The 23,436-nt window shown below is 60.1% G+C and carries 22 protein-coding genes; 8 read left to right on the forward strand and 14 right to left on the reverse strand.

Annotation, left to right across the window (positions count from 1 at the left end; genetic code table 11):
• The first annotated feature begins 353 nt into the window (after window positions 1–353).
• Window positions 354–713 (forward strand): hypothetical protein, encoded by a 360-nt coding sequence (locus tag ACB031_RS08500; RefSeq protein ID WP_371139375.1) that lies wholly within the window; start codon window positions 354–356, stop codon window positions 711–713.
• 175 nt (window positions 714–888) lie between these two features.
• Here ACB031_RS08500 and ACB031_RS08505 read toward each other — a convergent pair whose 3' ends face one another.
• The 3 genes from ACB031_RS08505 to ACB031_RS08515 are packed head-to-tail and all read right to left on the reverse strand — an operon-like array spanning window position 889 to window position 6,034.
• A complete protein-coding gene (locus ACB031_RS08505; protein WP_371139376.1) occupies window positions 889–2,880 on the reverse strand; it encodes an MtrB/PioB family decaheme-associated outer membrane protein in 1,992 nt (663 codons plus the stop codon).
• A gap of 11 nt (window positions 2,881–2,891) precedes the next feature.
• Window positions 2,892–3,863 (reverse strand): DmsE family decaheme c-type cytochrome, encoded by a 972-nt coding sequence (locus ACB031_RS08510; protein ID WP_201892024.1) that lies wholly within the window; start codon window positions 3,861–3,863, stop codon window positions 2,892–2,894.
• Between the two features lie 56 nt (window positions 3,864–3,919).
• On the reverse strand, window positions 3,920–6,034 hold the full coding sequence (locus tag ACB031_RS08515) for an OmcA/MtrC family decaheme c-type cytochrome (protein WP_371139377.1): 2,115 nt from the start codon (window positions 6,032–6,034) through the stop codon (window positions 3,920–3,922).
• Window positions 6,035–6,293: 259 nt separating this feature from the next.
• Here ACB031_RS08515 and ACB031_RS08520 point away from each other — a divergent pair, with 259 nt between their 5' ends.
• The 4 genes from ACB031_RS08520 to nrfD all read left to right on the forward strand — a co-directional run bounded on the left by ACB031_RS08520 (window position 6,294) and on the right by nrfD (window position 9,337).
• Entirely contained in the window at window positions 6,294–6,893 is a 600-nt protein-coding gene (locus ACB031_RS08520; protein ID WP_240041800.1) for a c-type cytochrome, read from the forward strand.
• A gap of 147 nt (window positions 6,894–7,040) precedes the next feature.
• On the forward strand, window positions 7,041–7,670 hold the full coding sequence (gene nrfB / locus ACB031_RS08525; protein ID WP_139726047.1) for a cytochrome c nitrite reductase pentaheme subunit: 630 nt from the start codon (window positions 7,041–7,043) through the stop codon (window positions 7,668–7,670).
• The gene (locus ACB031_RS08530) at window positions 7,667–8,335 is read left to right on the forward strand and encodes a 4Fe-4S dicluster domain-containing protein (RefSeq protein WP_139726046.1); all 669 of its coding nucleotides are present in this window, start codon (window positions 7,667–7,669) and stop codon (window positions 8,333–8,335) included. The genes nrfB and ACB031_RS08530 overlap by 4 nt, the downstream gene beginning before the upstream one ends.
• Before the next feature lie 48 nt (window positions 8,336–8,383).
• Window positions 8,384–9,337: a cytochrome c nitrite reductase subunit NrfD gene (gene nrfD / locus ACB031_RS08535; RefSeq protein WP_024942405.1), complete on the forward strand. Its 954-nt coding sequence runs from the start codon at window positions 8,384–8,386 to the stop codon at window positions 9,335–9,337.
• Between the two features lie 90 nt (window positions 9,338–9,427).
• On the opposite strand, the gene lpxH is transcribed toward nrfD, so the two are convergent.
• The 3 genes from lpxH to ACB031_RS08550 are packed head-to-tail and all read right to left on the reverse strand — an operon-like array spanning window position 9,428 to window position 11,332.
• The gene (lpxH, locus tag ACB031_RS08540; protein ID WP_371139378.1) at window positions 9,428–10,153 is read right to left on the reverse strand and encodes a UDP-2,3-diacylglucosamine diphosphatase; all 726 of its coding nucleotides are present in this window, start codon (window positions 10,151–10,153) and stop codon (window positions 9,428–9,430) included.
• Complete coding sequence (locus tag ACB031_RS08545) at window positions 10,150–10,845, reverse strand: DUF4269 domain-containing protein (protein ID WP_021466366.1); 696 nt, start codon at window positions 10,843–10,845, stop codon at window positions 10,150–10,152. Before ACB031_RS08545 ends, lpxH begins: the two co-directional genes overlap by 4 nt.
• Window positions 10,835–11,332 carry a peptidylprolyl isomerase gene (locus ACB031_RS08550; protein ID WP_005302674.1) on the reverse strand — a complete coding sequence of 166 codons (498 nt, stop codon included), beginning with the start codon at window positions 11,330–11,332 and terminating at the stop codon, window positions 10,835–10,837. The genes ACB031_RS08545 and ACB031_RS08550 overlap by 11 nt, the downstream gene beginning before the upstream one ends.
• Before the next feature lie 190 nt (window positions 11,333–11,522).
• On the opposite strand from ACB031_RS08550, the gene cysS reads away from it, so the two are divergent.
• The gene (gene cysS, locus ACB031_RS08555) at window positions 11,523–12,899 is read left to right on the forward strand and encodes a cysteine--tRNA ligase (protein WP_371139379.1); all 1,377 of its coding nucleotides are present in this window, start codon (window positions 11,523–11,525) and stop codon (window positions 12,897–12,899) included.
• A gap of 240 nt (window positions 12,900–13,139) precedes the next feature.
• On the opposite strand, the gene ACB031_RS08560 is transcribed toward cysS, so the two are convergent.
• Window positions 13,140–13,499, reverse strand: a complete 360-nt coding sequence (locus ACB031_RS08560; protein ID WP_042067809.1) for a lysozyme inhibitor LprI family protein — start codon at window positions 13,497–13,499, stop codon at window positions 13,140–13,142.
• A gap of 95 nt (window positions 13,500–13,594) precedes the next feature.
• Here ACB031_RS08560 and ACB031_RS08565 point away from each other — a divergent pair, with 95 nt between their 5' ends.
• Complete coding sequence (locus tag ACB031_RS08565; protein WP_371139380.1) at window positions 13,595–14,209, forward strand: hypothetical protein; 615 nt, start codon at window positions 13,595–13,597, stop codon at window positions 14,207–14,209.
• A 203-nt stretch (window positions 14,210–14,412) separates the two neighbouring features.
• Here ACB031_RS08565 and ACB031_RS08570 read toward each other — a convergent pair whose 3' ends face one another.
• Window positions 14,413–15,174 (reverse strand): hypothetical protein, encoded by a 762-nt coding sequence (locus tag ACB031_RS08570; RefSeq protein WP_371139381.1) that lies wholly within the window; start codon window positions 15,172–15,174, stop codon window positions 14,413–14,415.
• Window positions 15,149–16,795: an RNA-directed DNA polymerase gene (locus ACB031_RS08575; protein WP_371139382.1), complete on the reverse strand. Its 1,647-nt coding sequence runs from the start codon at window positions 16,793–16,795 to the stop codon at window positions 15,149–15,151. Before ACB031_RS08575 ends, ACB031_RS08570 begins: the two co-directional genes overlap by 26 nt.
• Before the next feature lie 1,307 nt (window positions 16,796–18,102).
• Between ACB031_RS08575 and ACB031_RS08580 the strand changes: the two genes are divergently transcribed.
• Window positions 18,103–19,116, forward strand: a complete 1,014-nt coding sequence (locus ACB031_RS08580; RefSeq protein WP_371139383.1) for a diguanylate cyclase — start codon at window positions 18,103–18,105, stop codon at window positions 19,114–19,116.
• Window positions 19,117–19,176: 60 nt separating this feature from the next.
• Here the strand turns inward: ACB031_RS08580 and ACB031_RS08585 are convergent, their stop codons facing one another.
• The 5 genes from ACB031_RS08585 to ACB031_RS08605 all read right to left on the reverse strand — a co-directional run bounded on the left by ACB031_RS08585 (window position 19,177) and on the right by ACB031_RS08605 (window position 23,245).
• Window positions 19,177–19,923 (reverse strand): ABC transporter substrate-binding protein, encoded by a 747-nt coding sequence (locus ACB031_RS08585; protein WP_005302657.1) that lies wholly within the window; start codon window positions 19,921–19,923, stop codon window positions 19,177–19,179.
• Window positions 19,924–19,999: 76 nt separating this feature from the next.
• On the reverse strand, window positions 20,000–20,740 hold the full coding sequence (locus ACB031_RS08590; RefSeq protein ID WP_208201297.1) for an ABC transporter substrate-binding protein: 741 nt from the start codon (window positions 20,738–20,740) through the stop codon (window positions 20,000–20,002).
• 72 nt (window positions 20,741–20,812) lie between these two features.
• On the reverse strand, window positions 20,813–21,310 hold the full coding sequence (locus tag ACB031_RS08595) for a GDYXXLXY domain-containing protein (protein ID WP_336291876.1): 498 nt from the start codon (window positions 21,308–21,310) through the stop codon (window positions 20,813–20,815).
• Window positions 21,310–22,314, reverse strand: coding sequence for a DUF4401 domain-containing protein (locus ACB031_RS08600; protein WP_371139384.1), 1,005 nt, complete (start codon window positions 22,312–22,314; stop codon window positions 21,310–21,312). Before ACB031_RS08600 ends, ACB031_RS08595 begins: the two co-directional genes overlap by 1 nt.
• A complete protein-coding gene (locus ACB031_RS08605) occupies window positions 22,307–23,245 on the reverse strand; it encodes a DUF2157 domain-containing protein (RefSeq protein ID WP_216973071.1) in 939 nt (312 codons plus the stop codon). The genes ACB031_RS08600 and ACB031_RS08605 overlap by 8 nt, the downstream gene beginning before the upstream one ends.
• Between the last annotated feature and the right edge of the window lie 191 nt (window positions 23,246–23,436).

The following is a 23,436-nucleotide window of genomic DNA, read 5'->3' on the forward strand; positions in this document are numbered from 1 at the left end:
GCTGAATCAGATTTAAAATCCCTCGACGTTCGCGTCGTGCCGGTTCGATTCCGGCCTCGGGCACCAGTTATTGAATAAAGCAATCAAAGACTTACGAAAGGCCGCTAGCAATAGCGGCCTTTTTGTTTTTGGTCAATGTCCACATTTTGTCCACGCAGTTTTATTTCATGTGTCGCCACGTTTAACTTCAAGCTGCAGGCGGTGTAGCCCTGGCCGGTGAAGCCGTGATGAGACTGCCAGCCTGTGTTTCATTTCTCTGTTGCTTGAAGCCTGTCAGCGTGTTCCTCTGTTCCTGAACGGCTTCGGTTGGGTGGAGCCGAGTCTGTCTATCTGCAGAGGGAGGGGGCGGCACGTTGGCAGATCAAGTGACAGCTCAGGATTTGTACGAGGCCTTGTCAGACATCTTCATTGACAACGAAGTGGACTATGCGCACATCGCCTCCATCGCGAGACATTTTCTGCTGGTACATGTGGAGTGCGTGTTGTTTGAATGGGTTGCCCCAATCTGTTGCACGAATGGGTGTTCACCTGTCCCTCCCGTCTGGTCCGGTTTTCAGAGTGAACTCCTGTGGCACGATATTCAGGCGCTCCTCGCCAAACAGAAAAATGCCGGCCTGGTCATGAGGTTTCTGTTTCATCTCAGAGGGCGTTTTTTAAGAAGGGTATATGCAGATGAATGGTGCACACTGTCGGCACTGCTGGCCCTTGAGTGAGACGGGTAGCGGGTTCTCGTTACGTGCTTGAACCGCTCTGTGTACAGACAATGAGGTTGGCACTCATGTCGTGCAGGTTGGCCTGATATAAAAGAGGGGAGCCAGTGCTCCCCTTGTTGTTGATGTGACCGCTACCGCGTCGGGCTGGCGGCGTTCAGTTCGAGCGGTGACTCCTTTAGAACTTGTAGAGCCAGGAGACGGCGGTGAAGTAGCCGTTGTAGTCCTGGTTCAGGTTGCCAAGGTTGCGCTCTTCGCCGGTGTAGAGGTAATCCACGTCCTGGAAGTATTCGTAGCGCACATCCCAGCGCAGCGAATGCTGCTTGGTGAGCTGATAGAGGGCGTAGCCTTCCAGCCGGTGCTGCTTGCTGGTGAGATCCGGGTAGTCATAGCCCTTGCTGGCGTCGGTTTTGCCGCGGCCATAGGCGAAGCTGTAATCGAGCCCGAGCTCGAGATCCCGGTCAAACGCCTTCTTCTGGGTGAGCCCGAGCCCGAGGGTGGTGATCTCGTCACGCACCGCCGTGCTGTAGGGATCCCAGTCCGGTGCGCCTGTGTAGGCGTGGTTCTGGCTGGAGGTGATCCACTGCAGGTTGCTGAACAGGTGGCCGCTCAGGTTGTCGTCGAACTGCTGGTTGAGGGTCAGGTCGAGGCCATAATCCTTGCCCTCGCTGCGCCCTATGTCCGGCTCCTTGTAGTCATCCCTGGCCCACCACCCTTCGAGGCGGGCATCCATCCCCTCGCTGAACTGATAGCCGAGATCCCCCCTGAGTTCGACCCTGTCCCTGTCCGCCAGATAGAACTGGCGCAAGGTCGGGCTGCCGTTGCCAGCGGCGCTGTCGTGGCGCCAGTCCGAGCCGTTGCGGGTGCTCCAGGCGAGCTTGCCGCCCAGTTGCAGCGCCCCGGCCGGGCGGTAGCGCCCCTTGAGGAACAGGGTGTGCTCGTCGGTGTCCTGCCGGTCGGCCTGCTCGCGCTGATCGGCCTTGTACTGATAGCCGGTGGTGAGCTTGACCGAGCGGCTGAGCCGGTAGTCGGCCGCCAGATCCGCCTTGCTGCGGGTGCGATCGCTCTTGCCGCGCTGCTTGCCGACCACCGCGTATTCATCGGACTTGTCCTTGCGGTCCCGATACTCGCCGCCGGCGCGCAGGGTGAGATCCCGGCCAAAGCGGCCTACCCACTTGGCATCGGCCTGCAGGGTGCTTACCTCGCCGTGGAAGTCATCCTGGGTGATGGGGGCGTTGCGAAACGCGGTCAGGCTGCCGTTGGAGGTGGCCTGGCTGGTGAGCACGCGGCCGGTCAGGCTCTGCCGGTCCCAGTTGTACTGGCCAGAGAGGCTCAGCTGGTGGAAGTTGTTGTCCGGCTCGTAGGCGCGCTCGTTGGCGTAAGGATCGGTGACGCTGCCATAGTAGAGCGCCGTGTCATCGGTACGGTAGAGGGAGCCGTGGTAGGCGAGATCGACCAGCCAGCCTTCTCCCAGGTAGCTGACGCCGCTCTTGACCAGGGTGGTCGAGCTGCCGTCGACGGGCTTGGGCAAAAGGCCTGGTCCGCTGCCGATGCCGGGCACGCTCGACTGGTAGTAGGCGAGGGTGGCCTCTTTTTTCTCATGAGAAAAATCGGCGTAGGGGCGCCACGGGCTCTTCGGGGTATAAGCGAGCCCGGCGGTCAGCTTCTTGCGCACCACCTCCTTGTCGAACTCGGCCAGCGACCCCTGGGTCAGCGGGCTCTCGCCCGGCTGATAGACGCTACGGCCGTGGCTGTTCCAGTAGAAGGGGGATTCCGAGTAGCCCAGCCGGGCGCGCATGCCGTCGTAGTGGCCCTGTTCGGTCGCCAGGCTGAAGCGCTCCATGCCGAGGTTTTTTACCTCCAGGCTGCCGTAGCGGGAGCCTTCTCCCCGGTATTGCAGGTCGGCGTTGAAGATGCCGAGCATGCCGCTGTCCTGCTGGCTGGGCACCCAGTTGCGAAAGCGGGTGGCGCCATCGTCGTTGGCATAGCCGGCACCCAGCCCCACCTCGCCAAACCAGCCCTCATCGCGCTCGCAAGACTTGCAGCTCCAGCGTTCGGTCTTGGCCGGTTTGCTCTGCTGCAGGGCGTAATCCCCGACTGCCAGCGGCTCCTCGGCCGCCTGGGCCGAGCAGACCGCCAGCAGGGAGAGCCAAAGTGTTGAGTATTTCATGACTTCTCTCCTCAGCGCCGCAGTGATTGACCGTTGGGATGGTTGGTCCCGTGGATCTGGTTATGACAGTTCAGGCAACTGCCGCCACGCACCTTGAGATCCCCCTCGGGGATGGAGACGTTGGCATGGGGCACGCTGTGGCACTCCTGGCACAGCTGGGGCACCCGCTTGTTGAGCAGCGCCTGGTTGATGGAGCCGTGCGGGCTGTGGCAGAGGGAGCAATCCTCGGTCACCGGTTCGTGTTCCCACAGGAAGGGGCCCCGTTTCTCGGCGTGACACTCGTAGCAGCTCTCGTTGAGGCTGGGCTGCTTGAGGCTGGCCTCGTTCTGCGACTGGTGCGGGTTGTGGCAACTGGAGCAGGGCAGCTCGCCATTGAGAATGGGGTGGCTGGTGCGCTTGTGCAGATCAGCCTTTTGCTGGGCGTGGCAGCTGGTACAGGTCTCCACCTGTTTCTTGCTGTCCATCACCGGATCCTTGACCTGGTGCAGGCTGTGGCAGCTGGTGCAGGAGAGATCCTCCACCGCGTGAGCGCTGGCATGCCAGCCCATCCGCTGGGTATCGGTGTGGCAGGAGAGGCAGACGCTGTTCTGTTTCTCCACTGGCACCGGCGAGTCGGGGCCGAAGGTGATCATGGGTTCCCGCTGCTGTCCCTTGCGGGGATTGCGCGGGTGGTTGCCGGCGGGGCCGTGGCAGGCTTCACACTGCTTGTCGGCCATCGGCCCGTTCTGGTTGCCGAGGTTGCCGTGCACATTGTGGAAGATGCCGGTGGCGGGCTTGCGCGAGTCGGCATCGTGGCACTTGAGGCAGGTATCGGCCCCCTTGGGGGAGTATTTGCCCTGATCGAATTTCTGGTCGAGGGTGGCCTCGACCTGCAGGCGCGGATCGGCATCGGCCGCCGGCTGGGCATCGCTCTTGGCCCAGACCGGCAGGCAACCGAGTGCCAGCAAACCCGCCAGGAGCCACTGCGGGGTGATTCTTTTCATATCGTGTCCTTCAACGGCAAAGGGCCGGGGGGAGGCATCCCCCCGGCCTGGTGGTCTCAACGGAAGTCATACACCTTGTGAACCTTGTCGACGCCCTGCTCCTGCCCGACGGCATGGCAGGACGCGCACTGTTCAACCCCGGTGGCGGCCTCTATCGTCTCTGCACCAAAGATGGCGCCGTTGTTCTTCATGTGGGTGGCCCACTCATCCCCGGCGACCGGGCTGTCCGGCTTGACCAGTCCCAGCGGGGACTTGAGGTGGCAGCTGGCGCAGACCACCAGGGTCGGACTGAAGAACTTGGGCTGCTTGTTGTCCGCCGTGGTCGCCACCAGCGAGGGTCGTTCGTTCTGCTGGTTGGGCAGGTTGTACTGACCCTTGGTGTGGCAGGACTCGCAGTTGTTCAGCTTGCCCGGGAAGGTGGCATCACCGCTGCGATGGGAGCCGAAGGCGTGGAAGGAGTGCACGTGGTACTTCAGATCCCCCGGTACCCCTGCGTAAAAGGAGGTGCGGGTGGCGTTGTGACAGCTGGTGCACTGGGCAAAGTCCTTGGAGGCGTGGGCCGAGCCCGCGTTGCCCTCGGTGTGGACGGCCAGATCCTTGTGACAGCCGTTGCAGGAGGCCAGATCCGCGCCCGCCTTGAGCACATAGCTGCCGTCGACCCCGCCTTCGGCCCGGAAGTAGGCCTTGACCGGATTGATGGGCACGTAGGAGAGGGCGCTGGCGGTGCTGCTGCAGGGGAGCAGATCCCCGGCGGCGAAGGCACCGTTGCGATCCGCCTTGCGGGCCACGCACACCTGCAGCTCGGCGACCGTGGCCGCCAGGGTGCCGGTCACCTCGTTACCCACCTCTTTGCGGCACAGGAAGCTGCCGCCGCCCTGGCTTTCGCACTGGGTGAAGTCAATCTTGTTGCCGGCAACGAAGGTCTGCGGGTTGGTGTAGCCCAGCTCGAAGCCGCTGCCCTGATCCCAGTTGACCAGGATGTAGGGGGCCTTGGCCAGATCGCCGTACTTGATGTACTTGAGCACCCCGTCCATGGTCTCGACCGGCGTGCCGTTGGCGGTCACGGTCAGCTCGACCTCGATGTTGGGGGCGGCGTAGCGCACGTCGTCAAACTTGAACACCAGCTTGTCGCGACCGGCAGCCTCGTTGGCGAGGTAGCCCATGTGCACGCTGCTGGGGGACTTGGTGTTGCCGGGCGTCTCGGCGTGGCACTGGGTACAGAGGGTGCCGCTGCTGATCTTGCCGTTGATGTGGCTGATGTAGCCGGTCGTGGTGGTGGAGTCCGCGTGGCAGGCGCCGCAGGGTTTCTCCTGGGCGTGCTGCCAGTTGTTGGCATCCGGGGTGGTCGGGGTGACGCCCTTGTGGCAGGTGTCGCAGTTGCGCGGATCCTGCGGGAAGTGGCTCACCAGCTTGGTGGCGGTGGCATCCAGGTTGCCGTGCAGCTTGTGCACCAGGGTGGTCAGATCGCCCCGTCCGCTGCCGGGCACGCTCTCGTTGTGGCAGGTAACGCAGAGCTTGGGGTCGGCCCGGTTGCTGTGGTGAATAGGCTGCTTCATGTGGCAGCTGTCGCAGCTCTGCTGCTCTAGGATGTCGCGGGTCAGCAGCGGCGGCGTGCCGGCCGGCACCCAGTCCAGCACGTAGTCGGTGACTGGAATGTCGTTGCTGCCGCCAAAGTAGATGCCGAGGCGGTGAGTCGCTGCCTCATCCCAGCGGATCAAACCGTTGTTGTCCTGCGAATCGCTCGGATAAGGGTCGCGCACCGTGGTGGCATTGAAGGAAAAGGTGTAGCGGTACTGGCCATTGCCTAGGGCTTCGAGCTTGCCGCTGTTCTCGCCGGTGGGGCGGTTGTTGCGGGTGCTGTAGATGAAGCTCTTCCAGATCACGGGGTCTTCCCGCGTGGCGTCACGGCCGGGGATCACCTTGGCCAGGGTGAATGAGGGGAGGGTGGTACCCAGGTCATAGCCCTTGCCTTGCTTGTCGGTGACCTTGAACTGCACCGAGAGCTGACCGCTCTCGCCAAGTTGCGGGGTGGAGGCCGAGATCACCAGCGAATCCGGGGTGCCCGGCGGAGGGGGTGGTGGGTCCGTCTTGTCGTTGCCATCACCGCCGCCCCCGCAGGAGGAGAGGGTGAACACCATTGCTGCAGCCACCAATACTTTCCAGTATTTCATTCTTTTATCCTTTTTTATCGGACTTATTGTTCCATATATGAGCCAGCTCAAAAAACTCCCAAAAAGATACTACTTAAGGGTCAAAAGAGGACTGAATACGGTATAAATCATTTCCATCTTAATTGTAAGGTTTATATATTAGAGGGCGTTGATCTAAGTCTCAAAAACGGATCGAAAATCAACCTGGATTATAAAAATGTCTTTTTTAACTGGGGTTTATAGACCTTTTCTGGAAGAGGGATGAGAAATGAAACGCAGTATGAAGCTGGAAATAGTGGGACTGTCGCTGCTTTTGGGCTCTATTGGCACTGCACATGCCAGCCTGGACTCATTAGTGGATACATGTAACTCATGTCATGGAAATCAGGGGATCAGCACCCAGAGCGATATTCCAACCATCGCAGGATTGGCAGAATCAAATCTTGCCGAGCAGTTGCGCACCTACCTCGACGGCCGGCCAGCCAAGACCGTTAATCATGTCACCGGTGATACCAGCAAGAAGGGGAACATGACCGACATTGTTAAGGGCCTTAGCGACGAGCAGATCGACGAGTTGGCGGCGCACTATGCCGAGCTGCCCTACCAGCCGATGAAGCAGCCGTTCGATGCGGCGCTGGCCAAGGCGGGGCAGAAACTGCACGACGACTCCGGCTGCAAGAAGTGCCACTCCGAAGGGGGCTCGGTGGCCGAAGACGAGGCCTCCATCCTCGCCGGCCAGCCCAAGGGTTATCTGCTGACCTCCCTGCAGGAGTTCAAGGCCGGCAAGCGCAGCAACGACGAGAAGATGAACAAGGCCATCATCGCCATGAGTGATGCCGACCTCAAGGCGCTGGCCGAGTACTACGCAAGCCAGCAGTAACGTCGCTGCCCCTCCCGTTGACGCAGCCACCCCGCTTCTGGCGGGGTGTGGTCTCGTGTTCATGACCGTCAAAGGAGCTCTCATCGGCTCCTTTTTGTTGCGCGGCGGGCAGATAGCACCCCGGGTGCCACCGTTTCGGAGTTTCCTATGAAAAAGATCATCAAGTGGCTGCTGCTCGCCTCCCTCGCCCTGGGGGCGGGTCAGCTGGCGTTGGCCAGCGCGCAGGCAGCCGATGCCACGCCAGCTGCGCCGAGTACCACATCCAGTGCCGAGCAGACAGAGCAACCCACCTTGGCCGAAAAGCAGGCCAAGGCGGAAAAGAAGAAGGCGGCCGCCAAAAAGGCCGCGGCCCGTTTTGCCAAGTGCGAGAAGTGCCACGATGGGGCTGAGGGGATGCACGGCAAGCATGGCCAGGTCACCAACCCCAATACGGGGGAGCAGGTAACCTGCACCAACTGCCACGGCAATGCGTCGGCCAATCACCGTAAACAGCGCGGCGGCATCGTCGATGTGATGCGCTTTGGCGACGACGCCTTCCCGCTGAGCCAGCAGAACGGCGTCTGCATGAGCTGCCATGAGCCGGACGATTTGCGCAAGGCCCTCTGGGCCCACGACGTGCACGCCACCCGGATCAGCTGCACCAGCTGTCACCAGCTGCACCCGGCCAAGGAGCCCATGGTGGGGATCCCCGAGAAGTCGCGCATCAAGCTGTGCGTCGACTGCCACCGCAAGCAGCATGAGGCCAGCCTCGGCGCCGCCGTCAAGGAGGGCTCATGAGCACGACCCGCCGCGACTTCATGGTGGGCATGAGCGCCGGCGCCCTGATCCTGCTGACGGGGGCCCCGCGCGCCCTGGCCAACAGCATGACCATCAAGGGCGTGCGCTACGGCATGATCCACGACGAGACGGCCTGTATCGGCTGCACCGCCTGCATGGACGCCTGTCGCGAGGTGAACCAGGTGCCGGCAGGGGGGGCCCGCCTGCAGATCCTGCGCAGCGGCCCGGTGGGGGAGTATCCGGCGCAGGAGTACCGCTTCTTTCGCAAATCCTGCCAGCACTGCGACAACGCCCCCTGCGTACACGTCTGCCCGACCGGCGCCTCTCACATCCGGGCGGAGGATGGGATCGTCGACATCAACCCCGACCTCTGTGTCGGCTGTCGCTACTGCCTGGCCGCCTGTCCCTATCAGGTGCGCTTCATCAACCCGGTCACCCGGGTTGCCGACAAGTGCGACTTCTGCCGCAAGACCAATCTGGCGGCGGGCAAGCAACCGGCCTGTGTGGAAGTCTGCCCGACCAAGGCGCTGGTGTTCGGCAATCTGGACGATCCAAACAGCCCCATCGCCAGACGGCTGGTGCAGGAGACCACCTATCGCTACAAGCAGTTCCTGGGGACCTCGCCCAAGATGTACCGGGTGCCGAAAGGGGAGGTGAAGTCATGATCCCATCTCATCTGTATGACGCAGACCGGCTGACGGGAGGGAAGCACCATGTGGCATGATGCGTTTCACTTCGACTCCCTGGTGTGGGATGGCCCCATCGCCATCTACCTGTTCCTGCTCGGTATCTCGGCAGGCTCGGCCACCCTCTCGGTGCTGCTGCGCCGCCAGGGAGCTGGCAGCGAGAGCGGCATCATCAAGGCGACCGCCATTCTGGCGCCGGTCTCGGTGATCCTGGGGCTGCTTATCCTCATCTTCCACCTGGCCCGTCCCTGGACCTTCTGGAAGCTGATGTTCCACTACCAGTTTGACTCCGTGATGTCGATGGGGGTCATGCTGTTTCAGGTCTACATGGCGGTGCTGTTCGCCTGGCTGGCGGTGGTGTTTCGGGCCGAGATCGAGGCCCTGCGCCGACGTCTGCTGAGCGGCAGACTCGCCTTGGTGGATGGGGTGATCGGCTGGCTCGCTCGCCTTGAGCGGCTGCTGGCGCCGCTGCTGTTGCTGCTTGCCGTGCTGCTCGGGGCCTACACCGGCTTTTTGCTCTCCGCCCTCAAGACCTACCCCATGCTCAACAACCCGATCCTGCCGGCGCTGTTTCTGGTCTCCGGCATCAGCTCGGGGGTGGCCTCCACCATCTTGCTGGCGGTCACCCTGTTTCGGGAGGATGGCCACAGCCGCGGGGTGAGCTTCGTGCATCGCTTCGAGCGGCCCATCGTCGCCATCGAGCTGTTCCTGCTGCTCTGCTTCTTCACCGGCCTCTACTTTGGTGGCGGCCAGCGGGAAGCGGCCATGTGGGCGGCCATCGGCGGCGGTTTCTGGTCCCAGGTGTTCTGGTTCGGGGTCATCGGGCTGGGGATCCTGCTGCCCCAGCTGCTGGGGCTGGTGGGCAGTCCGGCCAAGGCCCATCAACCGGCCCGGCTGGCACTTATCTGCAGCCTGAGCCTGGTGGGGATATTGCTGCTGCGCTACTTCATCCTCTACGCGGGGCAGATGACGGTGATGTAGCTGGTGTGTAGCCACTGCGCAGGCAAATTGCAGGCAAACAAAAGGCGGGTTCTTCCCGCCTTTTTTAGTGTCGCCAGCCAACCGGCTGGATCAGAGCAGCGCGCGTTGCTCGAGGCGCTGCTCGCCGGGGCGGCAGATCAGCACCGAGCCCTGCTCGAACCAGTCCCCCAGCACGATGCGCCGGGCAGGCGCGCCGTCGAGTTGGAAGTCGTGGATGGCGGGTCTGTGGGTGTGGCCGTGGATCATCATCCGGCAGTCGTGCTGGCGCAGCATCTCGTCCACCGCCGCCGGGGTCACGTCCATGATGGTCTGGCTCTTGTGGGCATTTTCCATCTGGCTCTGGCCGCGCATCTTGTGGGCGATGGCCTGGCGGCGCGCGAGCGGCAGCCGCAAAAAGAGCCAGCGCAGCCATTTGAGCTGGGTGATGCGGCGAAACTTCTGGTAGCCCTCATCCAGGGTGCAGAGCAGATCGCCGTGGCTCAGCAACACCCGCTCGCCGTAGAGCTCGATGACGCACGGGTCCCCCAGCAATGTCATGCCGGCGCGCTTGGCAAAGGCCTGGCCCAGCAAGAAGTCGCGGTTGCCGTGAATGAAGTAGAGGGGCCCCCCCTGCTGGCTCAGGGCCGCAAAGGCGTCGGCCACCTCGCCGTGGAGGGGATTGGGATCGTCGTCGCCAATCCAGAATTCAAACAGATCGCCCAACACATAGAGGGCATCGGCGCCGGGGGCGTCGTGCGCCAGAAAGCGCACCAGGGCGGCGGTCATGTCGGGCCGTTGGGCACACAGGTGAATGTCGCTGATAAAGAGGGTGCTCATGAGAAAGTGCGCTGGGCCCTGTTGAGGTGGCTGGAAGTGGAGGTAGAAAGGGGGCCCGTCGCCTTCGGCTGCCACGCCAGTGGGGCAAGCTCGCCGCCCTCCAGGGTGAGCAGCGCGGCATACGGGTCGCCGGCAAGGCTCAGCAAGTGGCACATGGCCGCCTCCCCTTTGAGCCCTTCCTCGAGGCGCAGGCGCAGCACTTGGTGATAAAAAGCCGCGCCAAACTGCTCAAGCAGGGCGGCCATCAGGCTGAGGTGGCGCCAGCCGTTGAGGTGCTCGAGGGGATCCGGGGTGAGGTAGAGCTCAAGGGGCCAAGGGTGGCCATCGGCGCCGGTGACGCTCTGCTCGGCCAGCCAGATGGCAGCGCCCTTTTGCGCAACCTGCCAGCCTTGGGTGGTCAGCGCTGCGGCAAACGTGGCCGGCTCCGGATGCTGGCAGACGATGTCGAGATCGCTGCCGGGGCGGTCGAGCCCGATGGCGACCGTGCTCACCAACGCCAGGTCGCGGCACTGCGCTGCCAGCGCATCCCACACACCGGCCGTGAGCAGGGCATGAGCCGAGCGTTGGCGCGGGTTGCCGTGGGCCAGGTAGTCGAGACGGCGCCAGTCGATGGGGCCGGCCTTCGCAGATGGAAAAACTGCGGCCGGGGCCGCAGTCAGTTCATCTCGCAGAAGGCAGAGATCACTCGGCAAGGGTCACCTTGGTGATCACGACGTCTTCGGTCGGCACGTCTTGGTGGATGCGGCCATAGTTGCCGGTCTTGACGCCCTTGATCTTGTTGACCACGTCCATGCCGGCGGTCACTTCACCGAACACGCAGTAGCCGAAGCCCTGGGTGGTGGCGGATTTGAAGTCGAGGAAGTCGTTGTTGTTCACGTTGATGAAGAACTGGGCGCTGGCAGAGTGCGGCTCCATGGTGCGGGCCATGGCGATGGTGCCGACCTTGTTGGAGAGGCCGTTGGCCGCTTCGTTCTTGATGGGGGCGCGGGTGTCTTTCTCTTCGAAGCCAGGGGCATAGCCGCCGCCCTGGATCATGAAGCCGTCGATGACGCGGTGGAAGATGGTGTTGTCGTAGTGACCGTCACGGCAGTATTGCAGGAAGTTGGCCACGGTTTCCGGGGCTTTTTCAGCGTTCAGGGTGAGGGTGATGTCGCCGTGATTGGTGTGCAGAGTGACCATGATATGTCCTTTCATTTGATGCGGGCGACGAGGTGCCCGCAGGTGTATGGCATAAAGTGGTGGCAATTCTAGCCCATCAGGGCCCTGCGGCATAGATGGTGCGCCTGATCCGGCACGTTTTCTGCCTCGTTTTCTACGCGCGATGCGGGTAGAATGGCAGGCCATTTTACTCACAGGCAGTGGTCATAAGATGCTGAAGATATACAACACACTCACTCGTCAAAAAGAAGAATTCAAACCTATCCACCCGGGCAAGGTGGGCATGTATGTGTGTGGCGTCACTATCTACGATCACTGTCATATCGGCCACGGCCGCACCTTCGTCGCCTTCGACGTGGTGGCCCGTTACCTGCGCTACAGCGGCTATCAGCTCAACTACGTGCGCAACGTCACCGACGTGGACGACAAGATCATCAAGCGCGCCGCCGAAACCGGCGTCACCTGTGACGATCTGACCGAGCGCCTGATCGGCGACATGCACGCCGACTTCGATGCCCTCGGCATGGTGCGCCCGGACGTCGAGCCGCGCGCCACCCAGCACATCGGCGAGATCATCGAGCTGGTGCAATCCCTGCTGGATAAAGAACACGCCTACGTGGCGGACAACGGCGATGTGATGTTCATCGTCGACTCCTACGCCGACTACGGCAAGCTCTCCGGCCAGGATCTGGAGCAACTGCAGGCCGGTGCCCGCGTCGACGTGGTGGATGCCAAGCGCAATCCGCTCGACTTCGTGCTGTGGAAGATGTCCAAACCGGGCGAGCCGACCTGGGACAGCCCCTGGGGCCCGGGCCGTCCTGGCTGGCACATCGAGTGCTCCGCCATGAACTCCAAGCACCTTGGCAACCACTTTGACATCCATGGCGGCGGCTCCGATCTGCAGTTCCCGCACCACGAGAACGAGATCGCCCAGTCCTGCTGTGCCCACGGTGGCGACTACGTCAACACCTGGATGCACAGCGGCATGGTGATGGTGGATAAAGAGAAGATGTCCAAATCCCTTGGCAACTTCTTTACCATTCGTGACGTGCTGGCCCACTACGACGCCGAAACCGTCCGTTACTTCCTGATGTCTGGCCACTACCGCAGCCAGCTCAACTACTCGGAAGACAACCTCAAGCAGGCCCGCGCCGCACTGGAGCGCATGTACACCGCCCTGCGCGATCTGCCGGCGGCTGCCGCAGCCGGTGGCGACGAGCAGGTGGCCCGCTTCAAGGAGGCCATGGACGACGACTTCAACACCCCGGAAGCCTACTCCGCCCTGTTTGATCTGGTGCGCGAGATCAACCGCCAGAAGGGTGAAGACATGGCCGTGGCCGCCGGTCTCGGTGCCCGCCTGCGCGAGCTGGGCGCCGTGCTCGGCATCCTGCAACAGGATCCGGACGCCTTCCTGAAAGGGGACGAAGCGGACGAAGAGGTTGCCGAAATCGAGCGCCTGATCGCCGAGCGCAACCAGGCCCGTGCCGACAAGAACTGGGCCGCAGCGGATGCCGCTAGAGCCCGTCTCACCGAGATGGGCATCGTGCTGGAAGACAGCGCCGGCAAGACCAGCTGGCGCCGTGCCTAAGGCCGGTGGCCCTGTTGGTGCCTGATGCCAACAGGTTGACCCAATAAAAAAACCGCAGCCTTGGGGCTGCGGTTTTTGTTTGTGGCCTGCCGGAGCCTCGGCATCCTTCGGTCTGATCCCCTCGCCCCTTGCGGGAGAGGGTTAGGGTGAGGGGGGCTCATGTCATTACTCGCCGGAGTGCCGCTAAACCGTTTGTTTCTAGACCCCCAAGTTCATACCTAACCTGGTTGGAGCCTCTGATTATGGCTGGTCCAGCAGTGCGTTCAGGTCTTTGGTGCGCAGCTCGGTGAGATTGGTGAGGCAACTGCTATGTACGAGGGGCGCGATAGTCCCTCCTTCATAGACACCTGCCTCGTAACGGCATTGTGCATCACGAAATGTGATCCAAGCGCGCTGTGCTGTTTTCAGCCTGCCAAGTTGGTCCTTATCAAGCGTTGCAACCAGCTTCCTGTAGGCGGCGTTGAGCTTGGCATCGGCCTGCTGGTAATCCTGAAACGCACAGATGTTCATGTCGGTTTGTGTCACCGGCGCAGTACAATCCTGCTCGGCCTGAACGGCAGTGGTTGCCAGCAAGAGCAACAGGGCGGGATAGAGTCTCAAGAGGCTGTTCCTTTGTGGTAGCGAGAGGGCCAATATACGGCATAAACCGGCCCGATGGCGGCTCTGTTTTTCAAGAATAACAAGGAGATGACGTCATGAAGCTGAACTTGGGGCCGTTTCTCGCCCTGCCTATACTGGCGTCCGGGCTGCCTGTGGCTGCCACTGCCCCCGATATGCAGGCCCAAGCTCGCGTCAAGGTGGTCGAGTTTCTGGTCTGGGAACGCGAGGTCAAACCGAGCGGCCTCTATCAGAGCGATCTTGGTGGCGCGCTGCCCACTATCGTCTCCCCCGAGCTGCTCTGCCTGCTCAATGCCGCCTCCAAGGCGCGCGAAATAGCCACCCGCGAGGCCCCCGACGAGAAGCCCCCCTTTGTCGAGGGCAACCCCTTCCTGCCCAACGCCTGGGATAATCTGCTGGGCTCGGAGATTCTCTCGTCGCGCGCCATCGCCGGCAGCCGGGATCGCAGCGAGGTCAAGGTGCGCTCCACCTTTGGCGAACCGGGCACGCCGCTTGACGCCCCCAGCGGCACCTACCGTTTTGTCAGCACCTATCTAGTACTGGATGGGCCGCAAGGCGCCCGCATCACCGATATCGACGCTGGTGGCAGCTGCGATTTCTGCCAATCCGGCAGCCTGCGCGCCGCCCTCTATGAGACGCTCACCGCCTATCCCGCCGCAGGGGGAGAGCAGTGCAAGGGGTTGGGGAAATAGTTTTTTAGCCTGAGTGAAAAAGTGTTTGGGGAATAGAAATAAAAACCGCAGCTCAAGGCTGTGGTTTTATTTTTTGCCTGCCGGAGAGTTGGCACTTTTCCTCTCCCCTCGTGAGAGAGGATGTTAACATTATTTCCTACCAAATGCCTTCCTCTCAGCAAACAGACCGCTATAGCTTTAGTTTTTTTTAATATTTAATTATTTTAATAAAACAAGGTTTTAGATTCATGGCTCTTTACTATGTGATCAAATGTTTGCAGTATTTCAATTTTGCTCCGTCCGCCACTGAGTAGGCTTGCCAATTCATTGAATTTGAAAGTTGTATATAAGTTTAATCTCGGGTTTAAAAGGATGCCGTAAGACCATTCCTGTTCATTTTTTTCTAATGACGAGGCATAGCTTAGTAACCAATAAATAAGTATTTGTCGTATGTCAGAGGATGAAAATTTTGATGCTCCACATTTTAGTTCAATCAATGTGTCTGAAATGGAAAAATCGCCTTCACCTTTACTAATCCAGCTATAACCTGGGATTGCAGGGCTATTACGGATAGGTTCATTTCCTAATTTTTTCTGAATGAAACGAAGGGAATTAATGATGTTCTCTGCAGTTTTATTTGCAACAGTAATATCTATTGGCGATAGTGAGTTCGGCAAAATAGCATCGAAATATCTTGATTGCCTTGATAAAGCTACTTTAAAACAGGATTCCCATGCTATATCAACATTACCATTTAAGATGTACTCAGCTTTTGCATATGCTATTTCAAAAAGCATTGCTGGAGTGATAGATGTTTTCTTTATAATTGAGTCTGGTATGCGCTCAATAATTGGTATTGTTTCAAGCGAATTATTGATATGTGCAATAATACCAGGTGTTAGTTGAGGGAATATAATGTCAAAAATGCCAGGTATATCCCTTGCTACTGTCCTGGGGTCTTTAATCGGAAGCCTTAGAAATCGCATGTTCTGTCCATTTTATGTATATGCTTTGAAACGTAGTTTTTTCTTTAACATCTATATTTAAAGACCATGAGTGTTGTAGAGATTTTTGAACTTGTTTTCTAAAGTGACCGCCTTCTTCCCCAAAAGAAAATGATGCTAACCAAAACATTCTCTGTACCTCAGGATGAAAACTGTTCCATTTATTTCTCATTTGTATGAAGGCACTTCTATCTTGCCAAGATCTCAAACAGTCTATGCAAGCTCTTTTTAATGTTTCTGAATTTGTTTTTTCGAAAACCTGTGAATACACAAAGTGAGCTCTAATCGGGTTTTTCTTTGTTTTTAATAAACGAAGAAAATGTAAAATATTAGTTTCTGGTAATAACAGGTGGCTTGCATTTTTGATTACTTGATCAATCAATACATCTATCGTTTCATGGACTGGCTCGAAATTATTATTGGCTCTTATTGAATTGACACCTCTAATTATTGTTGCCCATGATGCTCTAAATGAATGTATGTTGTTCGGAGCTAATAAAGTTTGGCATAACTGTAAGGCAACATAAGGTTGATGTAATTTGAGAGTTCGACTTATTTGTGTTATTAAAAAATTATCTGGCTGGCTTTTGCCTAGCTCCATATTTAACAAGTCTTGTATTTCTAGCTTTTCTACAGTTTCTTGTAATTCCTCATAATCCCTTTGTGGATTATCAGAATAAGGGTCGAAATATAGGTCTATTTCTTTTAGTTTGCTAGCGTTATCTTCTGTGCTGAATAGCTGTGCAGTAATGAAATTTTTGTAATGGGGTGCGTTCAATAAAGTTGTTTTTGTTTTGTTTAAAGATAATCCATAGTCGGCAAGTATATTTGAAAGTACAGATATTGAACGATATGCATCTGCTTGATCTTTAGCTATTATAGTAAAGTCGTCAACATATCTATGCCATATAATACCTGCATTCGTGAGTAACTGATCAATATGAGTCATCAATAATTCAGCCAAAACTCTTGAACATTGACCACCTACAGGAAGACCAAATGAGCGCCCTGAAGATAATTGATTTAGTATTCTATCTATTTGGGCTGCAACAGTTGATGTTGAGCTAAAAAGGTCATTAATACAGTTCTCAACTCTATGATGATAAATATGTTCATAAAAGCTTGATATATCGGCTTGTATAACAATTGCGGTGTCAGTCATTGATGGGTCTACTAGAGTTGCGTTCTTATATGAACGCCATGATTTTTCTTTTATAAACAAATCTTTTCCATATGGGTTAAATCGATATGAGTGAGCATTAGAAAGTCTATTTTTTTCATTTTCTTCAGCTATGGCTACTGCTAGACCATTTAAATAAATATTCCAGAATGGATGTATTTTAGTTGATATTCTGAAACCACTTGGGCCTGTTGGTGTTAGTAATCGCTCATGGAATATTATTGTTTGAGATATGATGTTTATTGCATCTTTCTTTCCTGACTTTTCTAGCCGTTCAAAAAGAGAATAACATAAGGAGGCGAGATTATCCTTATTATCAGATATGAAGCTACCATCAACCTCAAAAGGTAATGTATCATTTTCTCCATTGGAAACGATATCGTCGATAGCTCGTTCGAAATGCGCCAGCGTTACAGATTGCATTGGACTTCCTTTATGATGCCGCTAATTAATACAGATGAAGTTATTGCCGTAATTAGATGTTCAATAATCATCTTTAATATAAATCCTTCTGTTCGATTCGTGAGGCGTAATCGGACGTTCGAGAAATAAGGTCATTATCATTTCAAGACATTCACTATCGGGCCTTCAATATAAAACTGCTCCCCGATAGGGATATATGCCGGTTGCCGTTGTACTCACCATGATTTTTCACCTATGCAACTATGTCGATGATGCCTGTTGCATAGGTGCGACAATCTGATCTCGCCATGGGGTGGGCGAGAGGTTGGCTGTGAGATAACAACCCGCCCGATCTTTGCCCCGAATAGGCTGGGGAGTGTTACCGCGGTGCAATGCGCTTCGCTTATTGGCACCCTACTTGTCTCCCGCAAGGGGAGAGGGGATGGTTACCGCGGACGATTACGCTTCGCTAATCGACCCTACTCGACCCGATTCGACCTTACACATTGCCCCAAGCGTCGTATCCGCATGGGGGCATGGGCAAAGCCCCGGGGCTGACGAGAGCAGCCGTCGAGGGTGCAACCCTCGTACCTTGCCGCAGGCGCGGGAGACCGGCTGGTCTCCGTCAAAGACGCTGCCGCCCCTGACTGTCGCCGCCACCTTGCGCCCTTGACCATCCATAAATATTCGGGGCCAACAGGGGCCGATGGTCATCTTACGGAACCCGCCTCGGCGGGGCCATCCAAATCCATGAAATTAGTGATGCAACCATCAGAATTAAATGGTTTTTCTCCTTTGCTGCAAAGTGGCAACCGGCGGTTGACCCGTGGCCGGGGTGTGATGGAAGATGAGCCCCGAGCCCCGAGCCCCGAGCCCCGAGCCCCGAGCCCCGAGCCCCGAGCCCCGAGCCCCGAGCCCCGAGCCCCGAGCTGCGCTGACCGCCGAGTAGATACAGGGGAGAGTGGCAGGCCGAGAGCTGAACCGAGTGGCGAGCCAAGTGAGGGGAATGGCAGCGGAGCGCCACGAATAAAGGTGGTCAGCGACAGGAGCCATCAACGATACCGAGCTCGCCAGCTTGAGCGCCATCGGCAAGTCGCCGCAGCCAAAAGCTTCGCACGACAGGCGCTGCTTGCTTCGACAGTGGGCGCTGATTACCCCCTCAGATGGGGTTATCTCTCGTTGGCTGCAAACGGAGCACGTTGCTGGACAATCGAGGGTCGTTCGGCGACAAAGGACGGCAAAAGCGCAGAGATAGCGCCGCGATGGGGGCGGGCGGCGAGTGAAGGGGCTATGGTTTCAGGAATAGACATGCAAGCAGGGAGGTGTGCATGGACAGAATATTGCAGGCGTTGTCGCTGCAAGTGACCGGGGCGCGGGATCTGGAGAGCCTGACCCGCCCGCTGCTGGAGATGCTCGAGACGGTCACCGGGCTCGAGTCCACCTATCTGACCGAAATTGACCTTGGTCACGACACCCAACATATCCGCTATGCCCGCAATGCCGCCGACCTGCAGATCCCCGAGGGGGCCTCGGTGGCCTGGGGCGATACCCTCTGCCGGCGGGCCCTCGACGAGGGACGTTTCTACACCGAGGATGTGGCGCTCTGCTGGGGGGATTCCCAGGCGGCGCGGGCCCTTGGCATTCGCACCTATCTGAGTTGCCCGGTGCGCACCCCCTCCGGCTCCCTCTATGGCACCCTGTGCGCCGCCAGCGCCGAGCACAAGCCGCTGCTGGCGGGCTCGGATCACCTGATCGCCTTCTTCGCCCGGCTCATCGCCGAGCAGGTGGAGCGCGAACAGCTGCTGCTGCAGCTGCAGCAGGCCAACAACGAGCTGTCGCGTCAGGCGCTGAGCGACCCGCTGACCGGGCTACCCAATCGGCGGGCACTGATGCTCGAGCTCAACCGCCTCTTTTCGCTGGCGGAGCGGGTCGAGCATCCGCTGTTGATAGGCTTTATCGATCTTGATGGCTTCAAGGCCATCAACGACACCCACGGCCACGATGCGGGCGACCTGCTGCTGCAACGGGTGGCGGCGGCGCTCACCTGCGTGCTGCGCGGCGGCGATCTGCTGGCGCGGGTGGGGGGAGACGAGTTCGTGGCGGTGGGGATGGGGCCGCAGTGCGGCGACGAGACGCGGGAGGCGGCGGTGCAGGGCTTCCAGCGCCGGCTGTTCGAGGCGAGCCTGGTATCGCTCGAGCTGCCCACCGGAGCGCTCCATTATGCCGGCGCCAGCGTGGGGGTGGTGGCCACCGATCCGGCCCTCAGCACGGTGGACGAGGCGCTGAGGCTGGCTGATGCCTGCATGTACGAGGTCAAGCGCCAGCGTCGCCGGCCGAGCTGACGGGCAGGTGAGACAGGCAAACAAAAGGGGCCCCGCTGGGCCCCTTCTTCATGCCGCCCCTCAGCGGGCGGGGAAGTACTTGCTCTGGATCTGCTGGAACTCGCTGCTGGCCAGCACCTGGGTCAGGCCGCTCTGGAACTCCTTGACCAGCTCGTCGCTCACCGGGTGGCTGAAAGCGAAGCAGAACTGTTCCGAGCTCAACATCCAGAACACCTTGAACTGGGCGGGATCCAGCTGCTGGGAGGCGATCAGATCCAGCATGGTAGTCTTGTTGGTGGAGATGAGATCGACCCGGCCCGAGGTGAGCATCTTGAGCGCCTGGGGCAGGCGGTTGGCCGGCAGGATCTTTTGCTCGTCGAAGCCGTTGTTGAGCAGCAGCTGCTCCCCCACGTCGGCCCGCACCGCCCCTATGTTGTACTGCTGGGCATCTTCCAGCCTAGCTATCTTGACCGGGTTCTTGGCCAGCCCCATCAGCACGATCTCGGCGTAGCCGATGGGGCAGGCCCACTTGAACAGGGGATCCCGCGCCTCGGTGCGGGCGGTGGAGAAGAGCACCACGTTGGGTTTTTGGGTCAGCAGGTAGTAGCCCCGCGCCCAGGGCATGATGGTGACGGTCTGCGGCGGGGTGTTGGTCTTCTTCCACACCTGTTGCAGCAGCTCGACGGCGAGCCCGGTGGGGGCGCCCGCCTCGTTGGAGAAGTTGTAGGGTTTGTACTCTTCGCTGAGGTAGTGCAGCTTGCCAAGCTCGGGACTGGCCTGGGCCAGGGTGGCAAACACGAGTGCGGCGAATCCGGTCCATTTTTTCATTTTGGCCATCCTGGTGGGGTGTTGCGTCACTCTCAAGTGTTATCAAAGCCGGCCAAATCGCCAGCCGTGGCACGGCTCACGGCATGTATTGGCGCCGCAGGGCCTGATAGTCCGGCGAGGCGAGCGCCTGGTTGAGGGCGCGCTGAAACTGCTTGATCACCCCGTCATCCACCTGGCGGCTGAAGGCGTAGCAGAGCTCCTCGGCATCCAGTACGAAGGCCACAGTGAACTCTTTGGCATCGAGCTGCAGCTCCTTGATGGCGTCGTAGCCCGCCAGCTTGCCGGTAGCCAGCAGATCGGCGCGGCCCGACACCAGCATCTTCAGCCCCTGGCTCAGCCGGTTGGCGGGGATGATGCGGTTCTCGTCCATGCCGCGGTTGAGCAGCAACTGCTCGGAGGCATCGGAGCGCACGGCGCTGATGCGGTAGTCGTTGATCTGCTCGACGGCGCTGAGGGTAATGGGGCGGCGCTTGTAGGCCAGCAACACGTACTCGGCGTGGCCGATGGGGCAGGCCCACTTGAACAGGGGATCGCGGGTGTCGGTGCGGGCGGTGGAGAAGAGCACCACGTTGGGTTTCTGGGTGAGCAGGTAGTAACCCCGCGCCCAGGGCAGGATGCGGATGGGCTGGGGGGGCGTCTGGGTGTTTTGCCAGATGCGCTGCAGCAGCTCCACCGCGAGGCCACCGGGCTGGCCGGTAGCATCGGTGAAGTTGTAGGGGGGATACTCCTCGGTCAGGTACTCCAGCTTGCCGAGCTCGGCCTGCGCCGTGCCAAGGCATGACAACAGCAGCAGACAACCGAAAAAACCTCTCCTCATGGGCAATCCTTGGCGTAGCGCGGGCGATCATCTTGCCCAAGTGTGGGCAAAAAAGCCTGATATTGCCAGCAGTTACCAGCGTGCTCTGGGGTTGCCCAGCGGTTTTAGCTGCTCATCGCGCAGCCCCACCAGCAGGGCCTTGCCGCTCTCTTGCAGGCGAAATTCGCCGTAGCACGCCGCCTCGTACTGCTCACCGGTGCCCTCCTCGAAGAAGTAGGCATCGGGGCCGATGCGCCACTGGCCATCGCTTTGGCGCACCTGCAGCCGCCGTTCATCCCGGGCCAGCTGCTCCGGCTTGCCCCCTTCCACCCAGCTGGCGATCTGCCGGTCGTCGAGGCGGATCACCAGGGTATCGGCGGGGGCCTCGTCGTGGCGCCGGTTGCCGAGCTGGCGGGCGAGTTCGTAGTTGAGGCGCATGTAATCCCCCTGCATCAGGGAGCGCGGGTCGACCGGGGCGAGGCGCAGCAGCACCACCTCGCCACTGCTCATGGCGTGCTCGTAGCGCCAGACGGTGACATTGATGACCGCCAGGATGGCGAGGCCGGTCAGCAGCAGGGCGAGTCGTCTCATCAGGGGCTCCGTGGGCTCAGCCGTTTGAGCAGCTGGCGGGCGCCGAGCAGCAGGGCGCCCGAGCCCAGCAGCAGCCAGGATTTGGTCATCAGGGTCAGCCCCAGATCGTAGTAATAGAGGGAGCCAAAGCCGACCAGCAGCAGGCCGGCCAGGGTCATCAGGCCGACGCTGCCGGCATAGAAGCCGAGCACCAGCACCAGGGCGCCGGCCCCCATGCCGGGAATGAGGGCGCTGAGCAGCACCAGCGGCAGTCCGTACAGCAGCGGCAGTTTCAGCCTGATCATCAGCCCCAGCAGCAGGGCGGCGCAGAGCAGCGGGTTGAGCCAGAGCGGCAGGCGGGAGTGGCCGAGCTCGTCGAGCATGCTGGCGCCGCCCTCCCACAGCGGGTGGTGCAGGCGCCCCAGCACCAGCAGGGAGAGTGCCAGCCCCAGGGTGAGGGATTCATAGAGCTGATGGCGCACCGGATCGCGCTCTGCCTGCAGCCAGCAGAGGGCAACCGCCGTCATCACCAGCGGCAGGGCCAGCAGTTGCAGACCGAGGCAGGCGAGGCCAAGGGTGAGCAGGATGGCGGCGGCGAAGCTATGGAACAGCCGGATCAGCCAGTGCTCGAACAGGGCGGCGATGGCCAGCGACAGCAGGGCGAGGCCGAGCCAGAGCGGGGCCGAGTGCAGATCCAGCCGATCGAGCAGGCCATAGAGCAGCCAGGCGTCGCCGGCCAGCGCCAGCGCCAGTACGAACTGATCCCACAGATCGCTGCGGGTGGCGAAGCGGTTGAGGCAAAAGGCGATGGCCATCAGCACGGCGCCCATCAGCAGGGCGCTGTCGGCATCCCGGGTGAGCTGGGAAAACGACATGAACAGGAAGAACAGCAGGAACAGGGCGGCAATCCAGCCCACCATGCCGAGCAGAAAGCGGCTCGACCAGTGGGGCTGGTCGTCACGGGGGGCATCCCCTTCCACCAGCCGGGCCCGTTGCAGTCGCTGCCAGGGGGTCAGATCACTCATGGGACCTCCGTTGTTGTTGCAGCCAGCGGCTGGCAGCCACCGACAGGCCGATGGCGATGAGGCAGAGCAGCAGGAAGCCGTCCACGTCCGGCTCCATCCATTTGCCGAGCGCGGTCAGCAGCACCACGATGAGGCTCAGGCAGCCCATGGCGAGCCCGGCGATGAACCTGTGGTGCCAGCGCAGGTAGGCGGCCGCCAGCCAGCCGAGCCAGGCCGGCCAGACCCAGGGGGAGGCGGCATCGAACAGCGCCAGCAGGGTCAGCAGGGTGACGCCGAGCCCGGCGGCCAGCCCCGCCAGCCAGGAGGGCATCAGCCGGTAGCGGGCGGGCACCAGCAGCAGTATGCCCCAGAGGGCGGCGTTGAACAGGGTCAGGCTCCAGCCAAGGGCCTCCTCGTCGAAGGCGAAGAAGAAGTTGAACAGGCCGAGCCGCCAGTAGAGCACCAGCGCCAGTTGACCGAGCAGCCAGCTCAAGGTCCACAGCAGCGGGCTCTGGCCGAGCGCCGCCAGCGGCAGCAGCATCAGCGCCCAGGTGGCGAACAGTTGCCAGGGATCGGCGCCGGTCTGGTAGGTCTGCCCCACCAGCGCCAGCAGAGCGCCGATGTTGAGGGCGATGGCGAGCAGCAGCGCCTGGCGCTGGCTGTCGGCGAGGGGCTTGCGCCACAGCAACAGCAGCATGGCGAGCAGTGGCAGCTCCAGCAGCGCGAGGCGCGAGAGGCGGCCCAGCTCCTGCCAGTTGAAGGCGACGAAGAACACCAGGCCGGCGCCGAGACACAGGCTGCCAAGCCAGAGCAGCAGCCGATCGAACAGCCACTGCCAGCGGGCAGGGCCGGGGGGCAGCTCGCACAGGGTGAGGGCGGCGGGCAACTGGGCCCGGTCGAGACGCCCGCGCCTGACCCAGTCGAGCAGCGTCTGTCTTGAGGTGAAGTGCATGGGATGCTCCATCAGGTTTGCCGCATTATGCCACGGCCATGGCGCCGGTTGGCAGCCCCCGTCTGTGGGCAAGCCGGCCTGGCTCGCGGGCAGCAAAAAGCCCCGCCAGAGGACGGGGCTTGCTTGCAAAGAGACGACATGGGCGCGGGAGCGGCGTAGGCAAGTGCTCACCCTTGCCTCGCCACCTTCTG

It is taken from the genome of Aeromonas sp. S8(2024) (genome assembly GCF_041403085.1).
GTDB lineage: Bacteria > Pseudomonadota > Gammaproteobacteria > Enterobacterales > Aeromonadaceae > Aeromonas > Aeromonas dhakensis.

Bases quoted from the DNA above. Each gene is read 5' to 3' on its own strand.
- ACB031_RS08505 (WP_371139376.1), bottom strand. From the start codon at position 2,880: ATGAAATACTCAACACTTTGGCTCTCCCTGCTGGCGGTCTGCTCGGCC.
- ACB031_RS08510 (WP_201892024.1), bottom strand. From the start codon at position 3,863: ATGAAAAGAATCACCCCGCAGTGGCTCCTGGCGGGTTTGCTGGCACTC.
- ACB031_RS08515 (WP_371139377.1), bottom strand. From the start codon at position 6,034: ATGAAATACTGGAAAGTATTGGTGGCTGCAGCAATGGTGTTCACCCTC.
- ACB031_RS08520 (WP_240041800.1), top strand. From the start codon at position 6,294: ATGAAGCTGGAAATAGTGGGACTGTCGCTGCTTTTGGGCTCTATTGGC.
- nrfB (WP_139726047.1), top strand. From the start codon at position 7,041: ATGAAAAAGATCATCAAGTGGCTGCTGCTCGCCTCCCTCGCCCTGGGG.
- ACB031_RS08530 (WP_139726046.1), top strand. From the start codon at position 7,667: ATGAGCACGACCCGCCGCGACTTCATGGTGGGCATGAGCGCCGGCGCC.
- nrfD (WP_024942405.1), top strand. From the start codon at position 8,384: ATGTGGCATGATGCGTTTCACTTCGACTCCCTGGTGTGGGATGGCCCC.
- lpxH (WP_371139378.1), bottom strand. From the start codon at position 10,153: ATGAGCACCCTCTTTATCAGCGACATTCACCTGTGTGCCCAACGGCCC.
- ACB031_RS08550 (WP_005302674.1), bottom strand. From the start codon at position 11,332: ATGGTCACTCTGCACACCAATCACGGCGACATCACCCTCACCCTGAAC.
- cysS (WP_371139379.1), top strand. From the start codon at position 11,523: ATGCTGAAGATATACAACACACTCACTCGTCAAAAAGAAGAATTCAAA.
- ACB031_RS08565 (WP_371139380.1), top strand. From the start codon at position 13,595: ATGAAGCTGAACTTGGGGCCGTTTCTCGCCCTGCCTATACTGGCGTCC.
- ACB031_RS08570 (WP_371139381.1), bottom strand. From the start codon at position 15,174: ATGCGATTTCTAAGGCTTCCGATTAAAGACCCCAGGACAGTAGCAAGG.
- ACB031_RS08575 (WP_371139382.1), bottom strand. From the start codon at position 16,795: ATGCAATCTGTAACGCTGGCGCATTTCGAACGAGCTATCGACGATATC.
- ACB031_RS08580 (WP_371139383.1), top strand. From the start codon at position 18,103: ATGGACAGAATATTGCAGGCGTTGTCGCTGCAAGTGACCGGGGCGCGG.
- ACB031_RS08585 (WP_005302657.1), bottom strand. From the start codon at position 19,923: ATGAAAAAATGGACCGGATTCGCCGCACTCGTGTTTGCCACCCTGGCC.
- ACB031_RS08590 (WP_208201297.1), bottom strand. From the start codon at position 20,740: ATGAGGAGAGGTTTTTTCGGTTGTCTGCTGCTGTTGTCATGCCTTGGC.
- ACB031_RS08595 (WP_336291876.1), bottom strand. From the start codon at position 21,310: ATGAGACGACTCGCCCTGCTGCTGACCGGCCTCGCCATCCTGGCGGTC.
- ACB031_RS08600 (WP_371139384.1), bottom strand. From the start codon at position 22,314: ATGAGTGATCTGACCCCCTGGCAGCGACTGCAACGGGCCCGGCTGGTG.
- ACB031_RS08605 (WP_216973071.1), bottom strand. From the start codon at position 23,245: ATGCACTTCACCTCAAGACAGACGCTGCTCGACTGGGTCAGGCGCGGG.